The organism is Collimonas arenae, from assembly GCF_000786695.1.
GTDB classification, from domain to species: Bacteria; Pseudomonadota; Gammaproteobacteria; order Burkholderiales; family Burkholderiaceae_D; genus Collimonas; species Collimonas arenae_A.
Window position 1 is genome coordinate 5528515 of sequence record NZ_CP009962.1, and the last position, 20872, is coordinate 5549386.

The following is a 20872-nucleotide window of genomic DNA, read 5'->3' on the forward strand; positions in this document are numbered from 1 at the left end:
AATTAAGCCACGAACGATTTTTTGAAATCAGCAACGGCAGCGGACAATGCAGCTTCGCCATCTTTATCGAGTTGCTTGGTTTCTTCAATCTTTTGCAGCAAAGGCGCGTGGCTGGTCTTCATGAAGCTGTGCAGACCGCTTTCGAACGGCAGTACTTGCTTGACGTCGATGCTGTCCAGGAAGCCCTTGTTGACCGCGAACAAAGTCACAGCCATCAGCGAGATCGACAACGGCGAGTATTGCGCCTGCTTCAACAGCTCAGTCACGCGTGCACCGCGGTCCAGTTGCTTGCGGGTCGCTTCGTCGAGGTCGGAAGCAAACTGCGCAAACGCAGCCAGTTCACGATATTGCGCCAAGTCGGTACGGATACCGCCGGACAGGTTCTTGATCACCTTGGTCTGAGCAGCGCCACCAACGCGCGATACCGAAATACCGGCGTTGATCGCAGGACGGATACCGGCGTTGAACAAGGAAGTTTCCAGGAAGATCTGACCGTCGGTAATCGAAATCACGTTGGTCGGAACGAAAGCGGAAACGTCGCCAGCCTGGGTTTCGATGATCGGCAAAGCAGTCAGCGAACCAGTCTTGCCCTTGACTTCACCCTTGGTGAAATCTTCGACGTACTTTTCGTTCACGCGTGCTGCGCGCTCCAGCAAACGGCTGTGGAGGTAGAACACGTCGCCAGGATAAGCTTCACGGCCTGGCGGACGGCGCAACAGCAGCGATACCTGACGGTACGCAACAGCCTGCTTCGACAGATCGTCATATACGATCAGCGCGTCTTCACCGCGGTCACGGAAATACTCGCCCATTGCACAGCCGGAGTAAGCCGACAGATATTGCATCGCAGCCGACTCGGAAGCCGATGCAGCAACGACGATGGTGTATTCCATGGCGCCATGTGCTTCCAGCGAACGCACGATGTTCTTGATCGACGATGCTTTTTGACCGATAGCGACATAGATACATGTCACGTCCTGGCCCTTTTGATTGATGATCGCATCAATCGCCACAGCAGTCTTGCCGGTTTGACGGTCGCCGATGATCAGTTCGCGCTGGCCGCGGCCGATTGGTACCATCGAGTCGATCGACTTGATACCGGTCTGCATTGGTTGCGAAACGGATTGACGGGCGATAACGCCTGGGGCGATCTTTTCAATCGGCGCTGTCAGCTTGGTGTTGACCGGACCCTTGCCATCGATAGGCTGGCCCAGTGCATTCACTACACGGCCACGCAGTTCCGGACCGATAGGCACTTCCAGGATACGGCCGGTACATTTAACTGTATCGCCTTCGGAAATGTGCTCGAAGTCACCCAGAATAACCGCGCCGACAGAGTCGCGCTCGAGATTCAGCGCGAGGCCGAAGGTATTGCCTGGGAATTCCAGCATCTCACCTTGCATCACGTCAGACAGACCATGGATACGGCAGATACCGTCGGACACGGAAATAACCGTGCCTTGATTGCGAATTTCAGCGGTATCGCCAAGGCCTTGAATCCGGCTCTTGATCAGTTCGCTGATTTCAGACGCGTTGAGTTGCATATAAACTCCTAAATATTTTTCGTTGCTCAGTTACGCAAATACGCAAAGGTCTCTGCCGATCGGATCACGCCGCCAAAGCAGCATGCAATTCCTGCAGCTTGGCGCGTACCGAAGTGTCCAGCACTTCATCACCGACTACTACGCGTACGCCGCCGATCAGCGAATTATCCACTGTGACCGATGGGTTCAGCTTGCGGCCGAATTTCTTTTCCAACGTGGTGATCAAATCCTTCACTTGCGCCTCGGTCATCTCGAAAGCACTGGTGATCTCAGCATCGGCAGCGCCTTCTTGTGCGTTCTTCAGCACATGAAATTGCTCGGCGATTTCCGGCAGCGCAGTCAAACGGCCGTTATCAACCAGCGTCGTGACGAAGTTCTTGACTTCGGCACTGGCTGCCTGCGGCGATTTCAACAGCGCCAGAAACGTAGCAGCAGCTTGCTGATGCGAGACGGCGGGATTTTGCGCCAGCGCCATGACCTCAGGATGGGACACTACTTGTCCCATTTCCGAAACCAGATTGGCCCAGGCCGTCAGATCTTGCGATTTGGCTACACGGAACAGCGCTTCTGCATAAGGGCGAGCAATCGTTGCAAGTTCTGCCATGATTACAGCTCTGTTTTCAGTTGGTTCAGCAAATCGGCGTGAGCAGCAGAGTTGACTTCGCGCTTGAGGATCTGTTCGGCGCCTTTGACCGCGAGGGTCGCAACGTCGCCACGCAGTGCTTCGCGAGCTTTGGTCATTTGCTGTTCCGCTTCGGCCTTGGCGTTAGCGATGATGCGAGCAGCTTCTTCAGCAGCAGTTTTCTTGGCTTCGTCGACAATCGCTTGGCCGCGCTTTTCAGCTTCGCCAATACGCTTCTGACCTTCGTCGCGCGCAGTCGCCAGTTCTGCCGAAGCACGCTTTTCAGCGGCCGCCAGATCTGCCTTGCCGCGGTCTGCGGCTGCCAGGCCGTCCGCAATCTTCTTGGCACGCTCATCGAGCGCTTTTATCAACGGCGGCCACACGAATTTCATCGTGAACAACGCGAGGATAAAGAAGACCACGAACTGAGCAATCAATGTTGCATTTAAGTTCACGGTAATTTCCTTCTCAGAATAACGTGGGCTGAAATGACTTCAGCCGATTCGGTTACGCTCGATTAAATTACTTAGGAACGAATGGGTTTGCGAATGCGAACAACATGGCGATACCAACACCGATCAGGAACGCAGCGTCGATCAGACCAGCCAGCAAGAACATCTTGGTTTGCAGGGTGTTCATCAGTTCTGGTTGACGTGCCGATGCTTCCAGATACTTACCGCCCATGATCGCGATACCGATACAAGCACCGATAGCGCCCAAACCGATGATCAAACCACAAGCCAAAGCAACAAAAGACAGATCAGTCATGACAATTCCTTCAAAGTTAAGTGAATACAAAAAGTTAATACGAAAAACAGATACAAAAAACTAAAACTACAAATTCAAAACCGATTAGTGCGACTCATGCGCCTGGCCGATATACACCAGGGTCAGCATCATGAAAATAAACGCTTGCAACAACACGATCAGGATATGGAAGATCGCCCAGATCGAACCGGCAATCACGTGGCCGACAAAACCGAACGCGGTAGCCGTGGAACCCAGCAGCGCGATCAACAGGAACAACAGTTCACCGGCGTACATGTTGCCGAACAGCCGCATCGCCAGCGATACAGTCTTTGCCGCAAACTCAATCAGGTTCAGCAACAGGTTGGCTGGCGCCAGCCAGATACCGAAAGGCGCTGCGACCAGTTCATGCAGGAAGCCGCCAACGCCCTTGATCTTGAAGCTGTAATACAGCATCAGCACCAGCACGCCCAGGGCGATGCCCATGGTGCCGTTGAGGTCGGCGGTCGGCACTACGCGGTGATGCGAAATGACGCTGTCCAGGCCTACGAATTTGAAGAAGGAAGAAAACATGTCGACCGGCAGGAAGTCCAGCGAATTCATCAGCGCGACCCAGACGAACACCGTCAACGCCAGCGGTGCGATGAAGCTACGGTCGCCGTGCACAATGCCCTTGGCCTGGTCGTCAACCATTTCGACCACCATTTCGACGAAAGCCTGGAAACGGCCTGGCACACCGGCAGTCGCTTTACGCGCAGCCATATACATCAGCAGGCTGCCGAGCACGCCGGCGAACAGCGACCAGAAAATGGTATCGATATTGATGATCGAAAAATCGACTATCTTGACTTGATGGCCGTTGGCAAAATGTCCGAGGTGATGGACGATATATTCTGAGGGGGTAAGTGCTTCGCTTGGAGCTACGGTCATGATCGATGTCTAAAAAGTAAGATTATGTAACTTTTAAGTACCACGATGAAGCTGACGATAAAGGCCGGCCAATTCAAATCGTGGTACAACCATACGACCGCGCCAATCAGCGCAATCGTTGTAGCAATTTTGACAAACTCGCCGATGAAAAAAGACATCGGGTTGGCGCCGCCTGGTTTGCGCGCGCTAATGTAAAGACGGAGAGCAAACAGTCCATTGGGAACCGCGCAGCACACACCACCTAAAAGCGCGGAACAGAATCCGGATACGCCGGCTAGTAAACCTGCAATACATGCCAGCACGGCCGTAGTAACAAATTGCATAAGCACGATGCGCAGCATACTGACCCAATAATGTGCGAAAACTACTCGCTAAACAGAACGCGGTTGCAGTGTGTTGATGCAGCGCAGTTATCACGCAACGACTACGCCGTTGCTACGAACTTACCAGTCTACGGCTGATTTAGAAGCCCGAGGATTATAAAGGCTGGCCGCGGCTTTCGTCAAACTTTTGCTGCCGAATCATAAGCTTATACAACAAATGATAATGGCTCCAATTACTGTTATTGATCAAATCTTTGGGACCAATCCGCGAATCCGCCAACGCATTGAATTTGTACCGATGCACCAAAATTGTGAATTTCAAAAATACATCGGCCATCGATTCACATTTCCCTTTGTAACTTACTCTACGCCTTTCAGGCGGGTAATCAGACCATCCAATGTATCCAGGTCGGAAAAATCGATGATCAGCTGGCCGCGATTTTTGGCTGCCGTCTTGATTGTTACCTGGGTCGCGAGCAAATCGGAAAGCTCCTCTTCCAGCCTGGCGATATCGCGCGATTTTTCTTTATTCTTGACCGGGCGATTTGCCGCTTCCGCTTCTGTCGTGGTGCGCACCACCAGCTTTTCGGTATCCCGCACCGACATGCGCTTGGCCACGACCTGGTTCGCCAGCGTGATCTGGGTTGCAGCATCGACCGCCAGCAGCGCCCGCGCGTGCCCCATGTCGATATCGCCCGCCATCAGCATGGTTTGCACCGGCTTGGCCAGGTTCAGCAGACGCAACAGATTCGATACAGCACTGCGCGACCGCCCTACCGACACCGCCGCCTGTTCATGGGTGAAACTGAAATCGGTGATCAGGCGATGGATACCCTGCGCTTCTTCCAGCGGATTCAGGTCCTCGCGCTGCATGTTTTCGATCAGCGCCATCGCCGCCGTGGTCTGGTCGTCGACATCCTTGACCAGCACCGGCACCTCGATCAGCCCCGCCATCTGCGCCGCCCGGAAGCGGCGCTCACCGGCGATGATTTCGTAGTGCTGGGCACCATTGTGCAAGGCAATCGGCCGCACCAGGATTGGCTGCAGCAAGCCCTGCTCCTTGATCGATGACGCCAGCTCAGCAAGCGCGCCTTCATCCATGCGGGTACGTGGCTGGTATTTGCCGGCCTGCATGACCGTCACCGCCAGCACCGAAGGCGCTCCGACAATCGTCGGCACCGCTTCGGTGATATCTGTCGATCCACCCAACAATGCTTCAAGACCCCGACCCAACCCTTTTGATTTTTTCGTGACCATCTTTTCCTACCGTAGATTACTGGCTACGCGCCGAATACACGCTGAAAGCCTGTGGATAACTCTGTGGGCAACCCATGAATAAAGCGGGAATAAACTGTGACTAAGCCCATGGATAACTATGTTCACTACCTCTGTATTACCTGTGTCTAATTAGTTGGGGACAGAGGCGCCCGGCTAGGGTAATTCGCCAAGCGGCGGTGGCTCTCAAACTCTTTCCCGCAATTGGCTACATTGTTTTAATGCGTTCTACCATCTCGGCGCCAAAGGCGATATACGCCTGCGCACCCTTGGAGGCCGCATCGAAACTCACGCCCGGCATGCCATACGATGGCGCTTCTGCCAGACGCACATTGCGCGGAATCACTGTCTTGAATACCTTGTCGCCAAAATGCTTTTCGAGCTCTTCCGATACTTGTTGCGATAAAGTCATGCGTGGATCGAACATGACGCGCAGCAGGCCGATAATCTTCAAATCCGGATTCAGGTTGGCATGCACCTTTTTGATGGTGTTCACCAGATCCGACAAACCTTCCAGCGCGTAGTACTCGCATTGCATCGGAATGATGACGCCATTGGCCGCACACAGACCATTCAAGGTCAGCATCGACAAAGCCGGGGGACAGTCGATCAAAATGAAATCGTATTCGTCGGCGATGCTGGCAAACGCGTCTTTCAAGCGCTTTTCGCGATTTTCAAGCTCCACCATTTCCACTTCGGCGCCCGCCAGCTCACGGTTTGCCGGCAAGACATCAAAACCGCCGGTCTCGGAAGTCTTGCGCACCGCTTTGATATCCGACATCCCCAACAGCACTTCATAAATCGAGGCCGTCAATGCGCCCTTGTTGATGCCCGCACCCATCGTGGCATTGCCCTGCGGATCAAGATCGGCCAGCAATACGCGCTGATTCAGTTGCGCCAGGCCGGCGGCGAGATTGACGGCGGTGGTAGTTTTACCGACCCCGCCCTTTTGATTGGCGACACAAAATATTTTTGCCATGTAGTGGTCAGGTCGTTATTTAATTGGTTGATAACTTGATGCCAAAGCCGATCAGGAAAATCCCTGCGGCCTTGGAAGCGAATGCGGCGATACGGCGATTGTGTCCCAGGCGCTTGGCGGCAGTATTACCAAGCAGTACCAACAGACTACCGTAAATAAATGCGCAGCTGGAAATGATTGCGCCCATTGTCAGAAATGTCAGGCCGCCGCGCTGGGTTGCCGGATCCATGAACAGGGGGAAAAAAGCCATGTAGAACACGATCGGCTTGGGATTGATCAACGTCGCCATGAAACCGCGCGTGAAGTTGCTGGCGCCGGCAAAGCCGATCTCTGCGCTGGCACCATCGGTCTTTTTAGCAAACAACAACCGGCAACCGAGATAGGCCAGGTATGCCGCACCGACATACTGGATCGCCTTGAACACCATCGGATTAGCGGTAAGCAACGCGGCCACGCCGATTGCTGCCAGGAACATCAGCAGCGCATCGCCCAGCATAATACCGAACACCGACGCATAGCCGCCGCGGATGCCACCCTTGCCTGCGCTGGTCAGGATACAAAAAGTCCCGGCTCCAGGCAGCATCAGGAACACCATCGTCGCAACGATCAGTTGCCAGACGTCGGTAATGCCGAGGGTATGAAAAAAGGCGCTCATGGTAGACCTGCTCCCGTTATGGCTTGCTGCGCTTGATAAATATCAGGTGGCGTTCCGCATCCAGTCCCGGCACGGCCACCGGCCTTACTTCTGTCACCTGCCAGCCAGCCGGCAAGCGTGAAATTTCGTCGTCCGGCTTGACGCCTTTCAGCGCAATGAACTGACCATCATCTGTCAGCAAATGCGCCGACCAGTTGATAAAATCCGCCAACTCGGCAAATGCGCGTGAAGTGATCACATCGAATTTCTGCGCCACCTGCAGCTGCTCTACCCTTGCCGTATGCACGCTGACGTTGCTCAATCCCAGCTCGGCTTTTACCTGCGTCAGGAATGCCGTTTTCTTGTGCACCGTATCGATCATGGATACGCGCATCGAAGGCTTGGCCTTGCCTGCCCAGATCGCCAGGATCATTCCTGGCAAGCCGCCACCGGCGCCGACGTCCAACACATTCTCGGCGTCGGCAAAGGCCGGCACCACTGCCAGCGAATCCAGCAGATGGTGGGTCATCATTTGCGCCGGCTCGCGGATCGAGGTCAGGTTGTACACCTTATTCCACTTTGCCAGCAGGTTCAGATAAGCCAGTAATTGCTGTTGCTGCTGCTGATCCAGTGTGATGCCTAAAATTTGTGCGCCTTGCTGCAGGCTCTCTTCCAACGTGGTGGCCTGGATTGAACTCATAGTGCCGCTCCGCGATGATGCTGGCAATTACCTGTCTGGTCGTTATTTTTCATGCAAGTCATTCTTACCTCAAGCCGCTTGGTCATCGGGATTCAGACGCTTCATGCCGCCCTTTTTCAGATGCACCAGCAACAGCGACAATGCCGCCGGCGTGATGCCGGAAATGCGCGAGGCCTGGCCGAAGGTTTCCGGCCGGTGAAGGTTCAGCTTCTGCCGTACTTCGATCGACAAGGCTTGCACTTCCATGTAGTCCAAATCCGCCGGCAGCTTCAGGTTTTCATTATGTTCGTGGCGCTCTACTTCGCGCGCCTGGCGATCGATATAGCCAGCATATTTGACCTGGATTTCGACCTGCTCCTTGACTGTGTCATCCTGCACGCCCGGACCGCCGAGATCCTGGCCATCAACGCCCTTCAGCGTCATCAATTGTTCATAAGTAACATTTGGCCGACGGAGCAAATCCATCAGGGCATATTCCCGTTCCATGGGCTTACCCAGCAAACGCTCGGCCTCGGCATCGGCGACAATGCGCGGATTGACCCAGGTTGAACGCAGGCGCTCCATCTCGAGAGCCACCGCTTCACGCTTTTTCTCGAATTGCGCCCATTGCACGTCGCCGACACATCCCAGTTGGCGGCCGATTTCCGTTAGGCGCAAGTCGGCGTTATCTTCGCGCAAGCTCAAACGGTATTCGGCACGACTGGTGAACATCCGATACGGCTCTTGTACACCTTGGGTAATCAGGTCGTCGACCAACACGCCGAGATAAGCTTCATCGCGGCGCGGCGTCCATGCATCGCGCTCTTGCGTTTGCAACGCTGCATTGAGACCGGCGAGCATCCCTTGCGCGGCGGCTTCTTCGTAACCAGTCGTACCATTGATCTGGCCGGCAAAGTACAGACCCTGGATCATTTTGGTTTCGAGCGAAGCCTTCAGGCCGCGGGGATCGAAGTAATCGTATTCGATGGCGTAGCCGGGACGCAGGATGTGGGCATTTTCAAGGCCGCGCATCGAATGCACCAACGCCAGCTGCACATCGAACGGCAGACTTGTCGAAATACCATTAGGATAAAATTCGTTGGTGGTCAGCCCTTCCGGCTCCAGGAATATCTGGTGTGAATCCTTTCCGGAGAAACGATGGATCTTGTCCTCGATCGAAGGACAGTAACGCGGACCAACTCCCTCGATGACACCTGTGTACATCGGGCTGCGGTCCAGGCCGGCGCGGATAATATCGTGTGTTTGCTGGTTGGTATGGGTAATCCAGCAAGGCAGTTGCGCCGGATGCATTGCGGCATTGCCCATGACGGAAAATACCGGTACTGGATCAAGATCGCCCGGTTGTGGTTCCATTACCGAGAAATCGATAGTACGGCCATCGATACGCGGAGGCGTTCCGGTCTTGAGACGTCCTTGCGGCAACTTCAACTCTTTCAGACGAGCCGACAAAGAAATCGCCGGCGGATCGCCGGCGCGGCCTGCAGAGTAGTTATTCAAACCGACGTGAATCTTCCCGTCCAGGAAAGTACCGGCAGTCAGCACCACCGCCCTGCTAAGGAATCGGATCCCTACCTGGGTGACGGCGCCAATAACGCGATCCCCTTCTACGACCAGATCATCCACTGCCTGCTGGAACAGCCATAGATTTTCCTGGTTTTCCAGGCGTGAACGGATGGCTTGCTTGTACAGGATGCGGTCAGCTTGCGCTCGGGTTGCACGTACTGCCGGGCCCTTGGAGGAATTCAGGATGCGAAACTGGATACCAGCTTCATCGGTGGCGATTGCCATCGCGCCACCCATGGCGTCGACTTCTTTCACAAGATGACCCTTGCCAATGCCGCCGATGGACGGGTTGCAAGACATTTGACCCAAGGTTTCGATATTGTGTGTCAACAATAGCGTTTTTTGGCCCATACGGGCGGAGGCCAGCGCGGCTTCGGTGCCGGCGTGACCGCCGCCAACGACGATTACATCAAAATGTGTAGGAAAAAGCATAGTGCGCCTCTTGGAGACGATGAAAAACGGTGAACAGAGGGGTGATTATAAAGCATGCAGCGTCGACATTCATTTCTGTGCTGGACATACAACAGATGTTTCACGTGGAACATTAGGTATGCAGCAGAACTTTCTACAGAAAAACAAAACGGCGATTGTTTCACGTGGAACAATCGCCGTTTTTGTTTAAAGATCTGGATATAACTATTTCAAAAAAGCGTCGTAACCTGTCTTCAATATCAGCACCGACACGACAAACAAGAAAAGCTTCCGTACAAAACCACTCCCGTGTTTGAGTGCGAGCTTGGTACCAACCAAAGAGCCGCCAACATTACAGATAGCCATAATCAATCCAAGTTGCCAGATGATATGCCCGCTATATCCAAACCACAGCAATGCCGCCAAATTGGTCGCAACATTGATTACCTTAGATACCGCCGACGCAGCCAGGAAATCGAAGCCGAAAAAACGCACAAACAAGAAAATCAGGAAGCTACCTGTACCAGGGCCGAAAACACCGTCATAAAATCCGATGCCGCCACCGATCAACATCGCAAGCAACTTTTCTTTAGAGCCTGTATGCAAGGGTGCATGGATACTGCCGAAATCTTTCTTCTTAATCGTGTAAACCGCAACCGCCAACAAAATGAATGGCAATGATTTTCGGATAGCTTCGGTAGGAATATGCGTAACGGTATAAGCCCCCAAGAAAGCAAACAGAAAAGCAGCTCCCGCGGCAGGCAATGCAGAATTCCAGGCAATCTTCACCCGCCTGGCAAAATTCACCGCAGCGGCACCGGTACCGAAGATACCGGCCAGTTTATTGGTGCCGAAGATGGTTGCGGGCGTGGTGTTGGGCAGCATGGCAAACAAGGCTGGAATCTGAATCAGTCCCCCTCCCCCGACTACTGCGTCAATCAGACCGGCGAGAAAACTGGCAAGCGCCAAAATAAGAAAATCGGGGAATAACTCAGGCATGGCGTGTAGGAACGAGAAATTGAAAAAAGTGGCGGTCATAATATATTGACGCCAGAGCAATTACGACACGCAATTCTACGTGCCAAACCTTGCCCAGAATTACGTCCGGGCTATGTTATTTAGTTATAGCTCTCCAAGCAATTCCGCCAGCAGAAATTGCAGCATAAGCAACGAAGAATCCGAACAACGGCAGGCACACGCCAATCGGGATTTTCTGCCTATTATTTAGGCAAAAACTCAGGTGGGGCCGACAACAAAAACCCGCACAAGACAAGCTATGTACGAGCTTTTTCGAGGGGAAACTGGAGCCAATAACGTCAACTGATACTGGATGCTCGCTTCTTCAACAAGGCAGATATCTCACCGACAATCCCGCGCCGGAACGCCAGCACACAAACGATGAAGATGAAACCGGTCACAATAGTTACCGACTCACCCAGGCCGCTAAACCAATCAATGTGCGTCACTGTGGCGAGCCAGTTACCGATATCGCCCAGCTTGTTTTCCAGCACGATAATGATCACCGCACCGACAATCGGTCCGACGATAGTGCCCAAACCTCCCACCAGTGTCATCAATACCACCAGGCCGGACATGGTCCAGTGGACGTCGGTCAGGGTTGCAAAACCCAGCACCAGAGTCTTGGTAGAGCCCGCCAGACCAGACAACGCAGCCGACAAAACGAAAGCCAGCAACTTGTAGCGATTGACGTCATAACCAAGGGAAATAGCGCGCGGCTCATTTTCCTTGATGGCTTTCAGCACCTGGCCGAATGGAGAATTCACCGTGCGGACAATTAACGCAAAGCCAGCTACCGCAATGGCCAGCACGATGTAGTACAAAGTCAGGTCGTTGCCGAGATCGATGAAACCCAGCAGATGTCCGCGTGGCACTCCCTGCAAGCCATCCTCGCCACCGGTGAATGGCATCTGCAGGCAAACGAAATACAGCATCTGCGCCAGCGCCAGGGTGATCATGGTGAAATAAATTCCCTGGCGCCGGATCGCCAGGCTCCCCATCACCAAGCCAATCAGCGCCCCGGCTGCGGTACCAACGATCAATCCAAGTTCGGTCGGCAAACCCAAAGTCTGCAAGGCATATCCGGCAATGTAACCGGCGCCGCCGAAGAAAGCGGCATGTCCAAACGACAACAAACCGGTAAAGCCGATCAGCAAATTGAAGGCGCAGGCAAACAGCGCGAAGCAAATGATCTTCATCAGGAACACAGGATAAATACCGAACGGCGCCGCCAAGGCAGCCAGCAGCAATATGCCGTAACCAATTTTCTTATTCATGTTCATCGCTTTCCCATCGCTCCGGTTTTCATTTTTCTTTACCGAACAAGCCGGCGGGCCGGATCATCAGCACAATCGCCATCACCACGAACACCACCGTGGCCGAGGCTTCCGGATAGAACACCCGCGTCAATCCCTCGATCACGCCCAGCGCCAGGCCGGTGATGATGGAGCCCATGATGGAACCCATGCCGCCGATCACCACAACCGCGAAGACGACGATAATAAGGTTGGAACCCATCAGTGGCGAGACCTGGATCACCGGCGCCGCCAGCACCCCGGCAAAAGCCGCTAAAGCGACGCCGAAGCCATAGGTCAAGGTCACCATCAGCGGCACGTTGACGCCGAACGCCTCGACCAGTTTCGGGTTCTCGGTGCCGGCGCGCAGGTAAGCGCCAAGCTTGGTCTTCTCGATCACGAACCAGGTGGCAAAACATACCGATAGCGAGGCCAGCACCACCCAGGCGCGATAATTCGGCAGCACCATGAAGCCGAGATCGGTAGCGCCGCTCAAGGCATCCGGCACTGAATACGGCTGGCCTGAGACGCCATAGAACGAGCGGAAGATGCCTTCCACCATCAAGGTGATGCCAAAAGTCAGCAGCAACCCGTAGACATGATCCAGCTTGTATAGCCAGCGCAACATGGTCTTCTCGATGATGATGCCGAACAGCCCCACCAGCACCGGCGCGAGAGCCAGCATCACCCAGTAGTTCAGGTTGAAATAGGTCAGCCCGATCCAGGCCAGGAATGCGCCCATCATGTACAGCGCGCCATGGGCGAAGTTGATGACGTTGAGCAGGCCGAAGATCACTGCCAGGCCGAGCGACAGCATGGCGTAGAACGAACCGTTGACCAGTCCCAGCAACAGCTGGCTCATCAAGGCTTGAAGGGGAATGCCGAATATTTCCATGGCAATATCATCAAAAAATCACTCGTGCGAGTGAAGAACAATCAAACAGCGCAACAGCGTGCAGATCCCGTCAAGGAACTGCACGCCTATATACACGCCAAACACACACCAGATACACGCTGGCTAAAAGCCGTTGAAGCGATCAGCGCGCCGTTATTTCCACAATGTGCATTTACTCTCAGCCTTCGGCGTGAACGCCTGCTCGCCTGGAATGGTCTCGATCTTGTTCAGATAGTCCCAAGGATATTTCGAATCGGCCGGCGCCTTGACCTGGTACAGCATCATGTCGTGCACCACACGGCCGTCAGGACGCAAGTAAGCGTTCTTCGCATACATATCGTTGAACTTGCTCTTGCGCAGCTGCGCCATGACCTTGTCGCCGTCGTCGGTGCCGATGGCTTTGACAGCGGTCAGGTATTGCATCGCTGCCGAGTAATCACCTGCCTGCAAGCTGGAAGGTTCTTTTTTCATCTTCTCAAAATAACGTTTCGCCCAAGCGCGCGATTCGGCATTCTGATCCCAGTACCAGCTGTCGGTCAGGTACATGCCCTGCGTCTGCTTCAGCGTCAGCGAATGGATGTCGTTGATGAACACCAGCAAGCCGGCCAGCTTGGCATTCTTGGTGACGCCGAATTCATTCGCTGCCTTCACTGCATTGATCAAGTCGCCGCCAGCATTCGCCAGTCCGATGATCTGTGCCTTGGACGATTGCGCCTGCAACATGAACGAAGAAAAATCGGAGGCGTTGAGCGGATGCTTGACCGAACCCAATACCGTGCCGCCGGAGGCCTTCACTACTGCGGTGGTGTCCTTTTCCAGCGAGGCGCCGAACGCGTAATCGGCGGTAATGAAATACCAGCTCTTGCCGCCCTGCTTCACCACCTGCGAACCTGTGCCATGCGCCAGGGCGTAGGTATCGTAAGCATAGTGCACGGTGTAAGGTGTGCATTCTTCATTGGTCAGGCGGGTGCTGCCGGCGCCGATTTCAAAGAACGGCTTCTTCTTCTCTGCTGCGATTTTCGCCATCGCCAATGCGGTACCGGAATTGGTGCCGCCGATCAGCATGTCCAGGCCTTGCTGGTCGAACCACTCGCGTGCTTTGCTCGAAGCGATATCCGCTTTGTTCTGGTGGTCTGCCACAACCAGTTCGATCTTCTTGCCGTTGATGCTGCCGCCCATATCCGCAATCGCCATCTTGATTGCTTCAGCGCCGCCAGGGCCGTCGATATCCGAATAGACGCTCGACATGTCGGTGATGAAACCGATCTTGACCACATCGCCAGAAATCTGCGCTGCTGCAGGCAACGCAACACCGAGGGCGATCGTGCTGCTCACTGCAACTGCCAACGTCTTTAATTTGATATTCATTGTCTTCTCCATTTTGTAAACGACCCGTTGTCCTGCACGCGCATTACAAGCTTGCAAACGCAGGACCTCCCTTACATAAATCTACACACCCAACAAAGCATTCAACACCGGCATCTTTTCTTCCAGCTGCGACGAGGCAAAAGACTCGACGATCTGGCCGTGCTCCATCACATAAAAACGGTCCGCCAACGGCGCCGCAAAACGGAAGTTTTGCTCCACCATCACGATCGTATAGCCCTTGGATTTGAGGGTCGTAATCATGCGCGCCAACGCTTGCACGATCACCGGCGCCAGGCCTTCGGAAATCTCGTCGAGCAGCAGCAGCCGCGCACCCGTGCGTAATATCCGCGCAACCGCTAGCATCTGCTGCTCACCGCCTGAAAGCCGTGTGCCCTGGCTGTTCCTGCGCTCTTTCAGGTTGGGAAACATGTCGTAGATTTCCTCTACCGACATGCCCTTTTCGGTCATCGATAAAGACGGCGGCAACAACAGGTTTTCCTCGGTCGAAAGCGAAGAAAATATCCCGCGTTCTTCGGGACAATAACCGACGCCATGATGCGCAATCTTGTAGGTCGGCAGCGCGATAGTCTCGACGCCGCCAATCTTGATCGAGCCCTGGCGCGCACCGGTCAAGCCCATGATCGCGCGCATGGTGGTAGTGCGGCCGGCCCCGTTGCGGCCCAGCAGCGTCACCACCTCGCCCGTGTGCACGCTCAGGTTCACGTTATGCAAAATGTGCGATTCGCCGTACCAGGCTTGCAGATTTTCGATACTGAGCGCTACTGCGCCATTGCCGGCAACGGCCGCATGGCTTGATGAAGAATGAACAGCAGACATCAATGCGCTCCCACCAGTGCTTCGGTCGTGGTGCCCATATAGGCTTCCATGACCAGCGGATTCTTCGAGACTTCCTCGTAACGCCCTTCCGCCAGCATCGCGCCACGCTGCAGCACGCTGATTTTGTCGCAGATGCCGGACACCACGTTCATATTGTGTTCCACCATCAGGATCGTGCGGCCGACAGAAACTTTCTTGATCAGCGCCGTGACCCGATCTACATCCTCATGGCCCATGCCCTGCGTCGGCTCGTCCAGCAACATCAGTTCCGGCTCCATGCCTAGCGTAGTAGCTATCTCCAGCGCCCGCTTGCGGCCATAGGGCAGATCGACTGTCAGGGTATTGGCAAACTCAGTGAGGTCGACTTCGGCCAGCAATTCCATGGCGCGCTGGTTCAACTGCCCCAGCGATTTGCCGCTCTTCCAGAAATGATAGGAAGTGCCAAGCGTGCGCTGCAAGCCGATACGCACGTTCTCCATCACGCTCAGGTGCGGAAACACTGCCGATATCTGGAATGAACGGATGATGCCCTGACGCGCGATCTGGGCCGGGGCATCAGCGGTAATGTCGCGGCCATTGAACAGGATCTGGCCGGAAGTCGGAATCAGGAATTTAGTCAGTAAATTGAAGCAAGTCGTTTTCCCGGCGCCGTTAGGACCAATCAACGCATGGATATGGCCACGCTCAACCTGCAGGTTGACGGCATTGACGGCCGTAAACCCCCTGAACTCCTTCGTCAGGTTTTTTGTCTCCAAGATGATGTCGGTCATCTGGTCTCCCATTGATGTTGCTTTGTTCGGAACATCCCGCGCTGACGGATGACATGGCAGCCACCTTATCAGCCTTATATTTTTTACGGATACTACCGGCGCCACTCTAACGGGGCAATACGTAGAAATACTATACAAAAAATGAGAGGAAAATCCGTCATGTCTTACAAAATAATTTAAAACGTACAACAAGCCGCATAACAAGCCCAAATATCACGAGCGCTCTTCCCGGATGAACTTTGCCGCCATTTCAGCAATCATCAGGGTCGGTGAATTAGTGTTACCGGAGGTGATAGTCGGCATCACAGAGGCATCAACCACACGCAAGCCCCCTACCCCCTTGACTCGCAATTTGCTGTCAACCACGGCCATCCTGTCGTCCGCTCGACCCATCTTGCAAGTCCCCACGGGATGGAAGATCGTGGTGCCGACTTCCCCGGCTGCCTTGATCAAATCTTCCTCGGTACGATATTGCAGGCCAGGTTTGAATTCTTCAGGAGCGAATTTTTTCAGGGCCGGCGCAGCAACGATTTTGCGGGTTAATAATACCGAAGCCGCCGCGACTTTACGGTCCTCATCGGTCGCCAGGTAATTCAATGTAATCTTAGGTGTGCTCTCCCCTAGGCCAGAGCCAATCCGCACATGGCCGCGCGAAGTCGGCCGCAGATTGCAAACACTGGCGGTAAAGGCTGGAAATGCATGCAGAGGATCACCGAACTTTTCCAGCGATAACGGCTGTACGTGATACTCCAGATTAGCCGTTGCTTGCCCCTGATCCGACTTGGCAAACGCTCCCAGCTGCGAAGGCGCCATCGACATCGGGCCGCTCTGGGTCAGCAGATATTCCATGCCGATTCTAGCCTTGCCGAACCAGCTGCTGCTCATCGTATTCAAGGTGCTGACGCCGCTGACTTTGAACGCCATGCGGATCTGCAAATGGTCTTGCAGGTTCTCGCCGACGCCCGGCGTATCCTGCATCACAGGAATCTGATGCTGCTGCAATAAAGCTGCCGGACCGATACCCGACAGCTGCAAAATATGCGGTGAGCCGACAGCACCCGCACTTAGCAACGTTTCGCGATCTGCCTCGGCATTCCATTCCTTGCCTCCGCCAGAAAACTCAACGCCTTTGCACACCAGCCCCTGCTCGCCACGCTCAAGCATCAGGCGCTTGACCTGACAGCCGGTCATGATCTCCAGGTTGCCGCGCCGCGCCGCAGAACGTAAAAAAGCCTTCGATGCATTCCAGCGGATACCGCGCTTTTGATTGACGTCGAAATAGCCGGATCCTTCATTATCGCCACGATTGAAATCATCGATTTTAGGAATACCGGTTTCCGCTGCTGCGTCCTGGAATGCGTCTAGTATTTTCCATGAGAGACGCTGTTTTTCCACGCGCCATTCGCCGCCTGCGCCATGGAATTCATTGGCGCCGTTATAGTGATCCTCGCTCTTTTTAAACAGCGGCAGCACCTGCTCCCAGCGCCATGAAGGATCATCCGTCAGCTGTGCCCATTGATCATAATCACGAGCCTGGCCACGCATGTATATCATGCCGTTGATAGAAGAACTTCCGCCTAATACTTTACCGCGCGGATAAAGCAAACTGCGGCCATTCAAACCGACATCAGGTTCAGTCCGGTACAACCAGTCGGTGCGGGGATTATTGATGCAATACAGGTAGCCGACCGGAATATGGATCCAGATGTAATCGTCCTTTGCGCCCGCTTCAATCAGCAGCACCCTGACCGAACTATCCTGCGTCAAACGATTAGCCAGCACACAACCGGCAGTCCCCGCACCGATGATGATGTAGTCATACTTACCCGCTGATTCCATGCGCCTCTTTCTATTTTTATGTGATTTTTTTCTTGTAATTTTTATTCAAAAACAGAAAAAACCTGCCCGTTAAAATTACGGAATGCATGAAAAAAATCAAAAGATATTCTTAAGATTTTCTCCATGCGCTATGTGCTTTTTGTTGACAGGATTTTCAAATAATTAAATAATTATTTATATCATTTATACTATTTATTTAGCGACCGGCATGGTGAACTCCGCTCCCTTTGAAATCGTCTGCGGCCAGCGCTGCATGATCGATTTGTAACGCGTATAAAACCGCACGCCTTCTTCGCCATAGGCATGCGCATCGCCAAACAACGAGCGCTTCCAGCCGCCGAACGAATGCCACGCCATCGGCACGGGAATAGGCACGTTGACGCCAACCATACCGACTTCTACCCGACGTGAAAATTCGCGTGCCGTATTGCCGTCGGATGTAAACAGCGCCACGCCATTACCGAATTCATGTGCGTTAATCAGATTCACTGCAGATGCAAAATCGGGAACCCGCACAATGCACAGGACCGGGCCGAAAATCTCTTCCTGGTAGATTTTCATTTCCGGCGTAACCCCGTCAAACAACGATCCGCCAAGGAAGAAGCCCTGCTCCAGACCCGGTACTTTCAAACCACGGCCATCGACCAGCAACCTGGCGCCGGCAGCGACGCCGCTCTCGATATAGCCTTCTATTTTTTCCTTATGCACAGCGGTGACCACCGGCCCCATTTCAGCATCGGCTTCCATGCCATTCTTGACCTTCAAAGCCTTGACGCGCGGAATCAAAGCCTCAATCAATTTATCTGCAACATTGCCTACCGCGACAGCAACCGAGATCGCCATGCAACGTTCGCCGGCTGAACCATACGCCGCACCCATCAAGGCATCCACAGCCTGGTCCAGATCCGCATCCGGCATCACCACCAGATGATTCTTGGCGCCGCCCAACGCTTGCACCCGCAATGGATATGCGCCTTTGCGCTTGGCGCCTTCCTGGTAAATATATTCTGCAATCGGTGTGGATCCGACGAAGGACACTGCCTTGACGTCAGGATGCTGCAGCAAGGTATCCACCGCCAGCTTGTCGCCCTGCACCACATTGAATACGCCATCCGGCAAGCCCGCTTGCTTGAACAAGTCCGCCATCATCAGCGAAGCTGACGGATCGCGTTCCGACGGCTTCAAGATGAACGTATTGCCGGTCGCAATCGCCATCGGCGCCATCCACAGCGGCACCATCACCGGAAAATTGAAAGGCGTAATTCCGACGGTAACGCCAAGCGGCTGGCGCAGATTCCAGTTATCGATACCACCGCCGATATTGTCTGTAAATTGGCTCTTCAACAGTTGCGGTGCGCCACATGCAAACTCGACGATTTCAATACCGCGGGTGACCTCTCCCTTGGCATCGGAAAACACCTTGCCATGCTCACGCGTGATCGCGGCTGCCAATGCATCATGATTTTGCTCCATCAATTCCTTGAACCTGAACATCACCCGTGCACGCTTTAGCGGTGCGGTATCTGCCCAGGCCGGCGCCGCTGCAGATGCCGCGGCAACCGCTGCGTTCACTTCCTCGATGCTACCCAACACAACCCGGGCGGAAACCGCGCCGGTCGCCGGATTGAAAACATCTTGCTGGCGGCCGCTGGCCGATTCAGTCACTTTGCCGTTGATGTAATGTTGAATCAGAGGGGTGGAGCTTGATGAGGTAGTCATAAGGATTCCTTTGGTTGGGTCCGGGTTGGATTTACGTCGTATTTTTTGCCCAGAATATCGTTAGCCATACCAACAATCCAATGAGTTATGATCAACACCATTATAAGGATTACTAATAATCAACCCATCATGATGAAAATTTAAGCAAATGGACCTCACCCAACTTCGCGCTTTCGTCACGGTTGCCCGTGAAGGAAATCTGACACGAGCAGCTGAATTGCTGCATGTCACCCAACCGGCGGTCAGCCTGCAAATCAAATCGTTGCAAACCAGCCTGAACCTCCAATTATTCATTCGCGTCCCCAGCGGCATGGCGTTAACCGACGAAGGCATCAAGTTACTGCCTTTTGCAGAACGTGCAATTGCCGTCATGTCCGAACTACGCCAACAAGCCGCCAGCTTACATCCAGGAAACTCAAAAATATTGAGTGGAAAACTCGCGATCGGCACCATTCTCGATCCGGAATTTATCCGTCTAGGGGCTTTTCTCCAGCGACTTGTCGAAAGTTATCCACAGCTTTCTACACAATTACAGCACAGCATGTCAGGCGATGTTTTGCAGCAAATCAAGTCTGGCCATCTCGATGTCGGCTACTACCTTGGTACGCCAAACAAGAGTTTTCACCGCCTGACATTGACACAATTTACTTACTGCGTGCTTGCACCGTCCGGTTGGAAAAGCCGGATTTCCGGAAAAGACTGGCCTGCTTTGGCAAAACTTCCTTGGATCTGGACACCGCCAGAGTCGGCACATCATCGTTTACTCAGTAAAACGTTTGCACAATATAAAGTTATTCCGAATAAAGTTGCCTTGGTTGACCAGGAACCATCAATGCTAGACCTAGTGAAATCCGGCGTCGGACTTTCACTTGTCAGAGAATCAATTGCATTGCGTGAAGCGCATGCGCATGGCCTGGTCATTTCCGACACGGTCAATTTATCGACAGAACTTTCGTTTATTACACTGGATAAACGTAAAGATGAACCGGTTATTGCCGCAGTCTTTGCCATATTGAAAACAATCTGGAAAACCTGATCTTCTGAAAGCTGGTTTTGAGGGGTACATTCACCCTTTTTTCAGTTTTCTCGCCTCTTCGTGTTTACGTTTACTGATTTATATATATGAATAGTAGTAATAGTTAACACCCTGCTTTTCTGTGGATAAGTCGAAATTTGACTATTCATTCAATCACTTACAACTTGGATAAGCGCTGAGTAAACCTTGTATCTGGAAAGAACATTTCTTGGATAAAAATAGGGTTGTGAATAACAGCTTCGCTTATGCACATTGGATTCCTATAGTTATCCAAAGACTTATCCACAGTTGCATTTTTGCAGTTCTTCTAAATTACCTTTCTGTGTCGATTTTTCTTTTACTTTGTTAAAAGCCTTTCTTGAGAAAAC

Annotated in this window: 21 protein-coding genes; 2 read left to right on the plus strand and 19 right to left on the minus strand. The window is 53.4% G+C overall.

What is annotated here, in order from left to right; translation table 11 throughout:
* Nucleotides 1-2 precede the first annotated feature (2 nt).
* The 11 genes from atpA to mnmG form a co-directional block, all read right to left on the minus strand.
* Nucleotides 3-1544, minus strand: a complete 1542-nt coding sequence (gene atpA / locus LT85_RS24515) for a F0F1 ATP synthase subunit alpha (protein ID WP_038494300.1) — start codon at nt 1542-1544, stop codon at nt 3-5.
* Between the two features lie 64 nt (nt 1545-1608).
* Nucleotides 1609-2148 carry a F0F1 ATP synthase subunit delta gene (locus LT85_RS24520; protein WP_038494303.1) on the minus strand — a complete coding sequence of 180 codons (540 nt, stop codon included), beginning with the start codon at nt 2146-2148 and terminating at the stop codon, nt 1609-1611.
* A 2-nt stretch (nt 2149-2150) separates the two neighbouring features.
* Nucleotides 2151-2621 carry a F0F1 ATP synthase subunit B gene (locus tag LT85_RS24525; RefSeq protein ID WP_038494305.1) on the minus strand — a complete coding sequence of 157 codons (471 nt, stop codon included), beginning with the start codon at nt 2619-2621 and terminating at the stop codon, nt 2151-2153.
* A gap of 67 nt (nt 2622-2688) precedes the next feature.
* Nucleotides 2689-2934, minus strand: coding sequence for a F0F1 ATP synthase subunit C (gene atpE, locus LT85_RS24530; RefSeq protein ID WP_038494309.1), 246 nt, complete (start codon nt 2932-2934; stop codon nt 2689-2691).
* 84 nt (nt 2935-3018) lie between these two features.
* Nucleotides 3019-3843, minus strand: coding sequence for a F0F1 ATP synthase subunit A (gene atpB / locus LT85_RS24535; RefSeq protein WP_038494312.1), 825 nt, complete (start codon nt 3841-3843; stop codon nt 3019-3021).
* Complete coding sequence (locus LT85_RS24540) at nt 3840-4184, minus strand: ATP synthase subunit I (protein ID WP_038494315.1); 345 nt, start codon at nt 4182-4184, stop codon at nt 3840-3842. The genes atpB and LT85_RS24540 overlap by 4 nt, the downstream gene beginning before the upstream one ends.
* A gap of 342 nt (nt 4185-4526) precedes the next feature.
* A complete protein-coding gene (locus LT85_RS24550; protein WP_038494321.1) occupies nt 4527-5423 on the minus strand; it encodes a ParB/RepB/Spo0J family partition protein in 897 nt (298 codons plus the stop codon).
* A 226-nt stretch (nt 5424-5649) separates the two neighbouring features.
* Nucleotides 5650-6420 carry a ParA family protein gene (locus LT85_RS24555; protein WP_038494324.1) on the minus strand — a complete coding sequence of 257 codons (771 nt, stop codon included), beginning with the start codon at nt 6418-6420 and terminating at the stop codon, nt 5650-5652.
* A gap of 19 nt (nt 6421-6439) precedes the next feature.
* A complete protein-coding gene (leuE, locus tag LT85_RS24560; protein WP_038494327.1) occupies nt 6440-7075 on the minus strand; it encodes a leucine efflux protein LeuE in 636 nt (211 codons plus the stop codon).
* Between the two features lie 16 nt (nt 7076-7091).
* Nucleotides 7092-7754 (minus strand): 16S rRNA (guanine(527)-N(7))-methyltransferase RsmG, encoded by a 663-nt coding sequence (gene rsmG / locus LT85_RS24565; RefSeq protein ID WP_038494330.1) that lies wholly within the window; start codon nt 7752-7754, stop codon nt 7092-7094.
* 69 nt (nt 7755-7823) lie between these two features.
* Complete coding sequence (mnmG, locus tag LT85_RS24570; RefSeq protein ID WP_038494333.1) at nt 7824-9749, minus strand: tRNA uridine-5-carboxymethylaminomethyl(34) synthesis enzyme MnmG; 1926 nt, start codon at nt 9747-9749, stop codon at nt 7824-7826.
* A 19-nt stretch (nt 9750-9768) separates the two neighbouring features.
* On the opposite strand from mnmG, the gene LT85_RS26835 reads away from it, so the two are divergent.
* Nucleotides 9769-9939: a hypothetical protein gene (locus tag LT85_RS26835; protein WP_156117633.1), complete on the plus strand. Its 171-nt coding sequence runs from the start codon at nt 9769-9771 to the stop codon at nt 9937-9939.
* 14 nt (nt 9940-9953) lie between these two features.
* On the opposite strand, the gene LT85_RS24575 is transcribed toward LT85_RS26835, so the two are convergent.
* The 8 genes from LT85_RS24575 to LT85_RS24610 form a co-directional block, all read right to left on the minus strand.
* Nucleotides 9954-10727: a TSUP family transporter gene (locus tag LT85_RS24575; protein WP_038497459.1), complete on the minus strand. Its 774-nt coding sequence runs from the start codon at nt 10725-10727 to the stop codon at nt 9954-9956.
* A 317-nt stretch (nt 10728-11044) separates the two neighbouring features.
* On the minus strand, nt 11045-12022 hold the full coding sequence (locus tag LT85_RS24580; protein ID WP_038497461.1) for a branched-chain amino acid ABC transporter permease: 978 nt from the start codon (nt 12020-12022) through the stop codon (nt 11045-11047).
* A gap of 28 nt (nt 12023-12050) precedes the next feature.
* On the minus strand, nt 12051-12935 hold the full coding sequence (locus LT85_RS24585) for a branched-chain amino acid ABC transporter permease (protein ID WP_038494336.1): 885 nt from the start codon (nt 12933-12935) through the stop codon (nt 12051-12053).
* Nucleotides 12936-13088: 153 nt separating this feature from the next.
* Nucleotides 13089-14297, minus strand: coding sequence for an ABC transporter substrate-binding protein (locus LT85_RS24590; protein ID WP_038497464.1), 1209 nt, complete (start codon nt 14295-14297; stop codon nt 13089-13091).
* 87 nt (nt 14298-14384) lie between these two features.
* Nucleotides 14385-15140 carry an ABC transporter ATP-binding protein gene (locus LT85_RS24595; RefSeq protein ID WP_052135446.1) on the minus strand — a complete coding sequence of 252 codons (756 nt, stop codon included), beginning with the start codon at nt 15138-15140 and terminating at the stop codon, nt 14385-14387.
* On the minus strand, nt 15140-15910 hold the full coding sequence (locus LT85_RS24600) for an ABC transporter ATP-binding protein (protein ID WP_038497471.1): 771 nt from the start codon (nt 15908-15910) through the stop codon (nt 15140-15142). The genes LT85_RS24595 and LT85_RS24600 overlap by 1 nt, the downstream gene beginning before the upstream one ends.
* A gap of 213 nt (nt 15911-16123) precedes the next feature.
* The gene (locus LT85_RS24605) at nt 16124-17749 is read right to left on the minus strand and encodes a GMC family oxidoreductase (RefSeq protein WP_038494339.1); all 1626 of its coding nucleotides are present in this window, start codon (nt 17747-17749) and stop codon (nt 16124-16126) included.
* 192 nt (nt 17750-17941) lie between these two features.
* Nucleotides 17942-19468 carry a CoA-acylating methylmalonate-semialdehyde dehydrogenase gene (locus LT85_RS24610; RefSeq protein ID WP_038494342.1) on the minus strand — a complete coding sequence of 509 codons (1527 nt, stop codon included), beginning with the start codon at nt 19466-19468 and terminating at the stop codon, nt 17942-17944.
* A gap of 148 nt (nt 19469-19616) precedes the next feature.
* Between LT85_RS24610 and LT85_RS24615 the strand changes: the two genes are divergently transcribed.
* Nucleotides 19617-20504, plus strand: a complete 888-nt coding sequence (locus tag LT85_RS24615) for a LysR family transcriptional regulator (RefSeq protein ID WP_038494345.1) — start codon at nt 19617-19619, stop codon at nt 20502-20504.
* Nucleotides 20505-20872 lie beyond the last annotated feature (368 nt).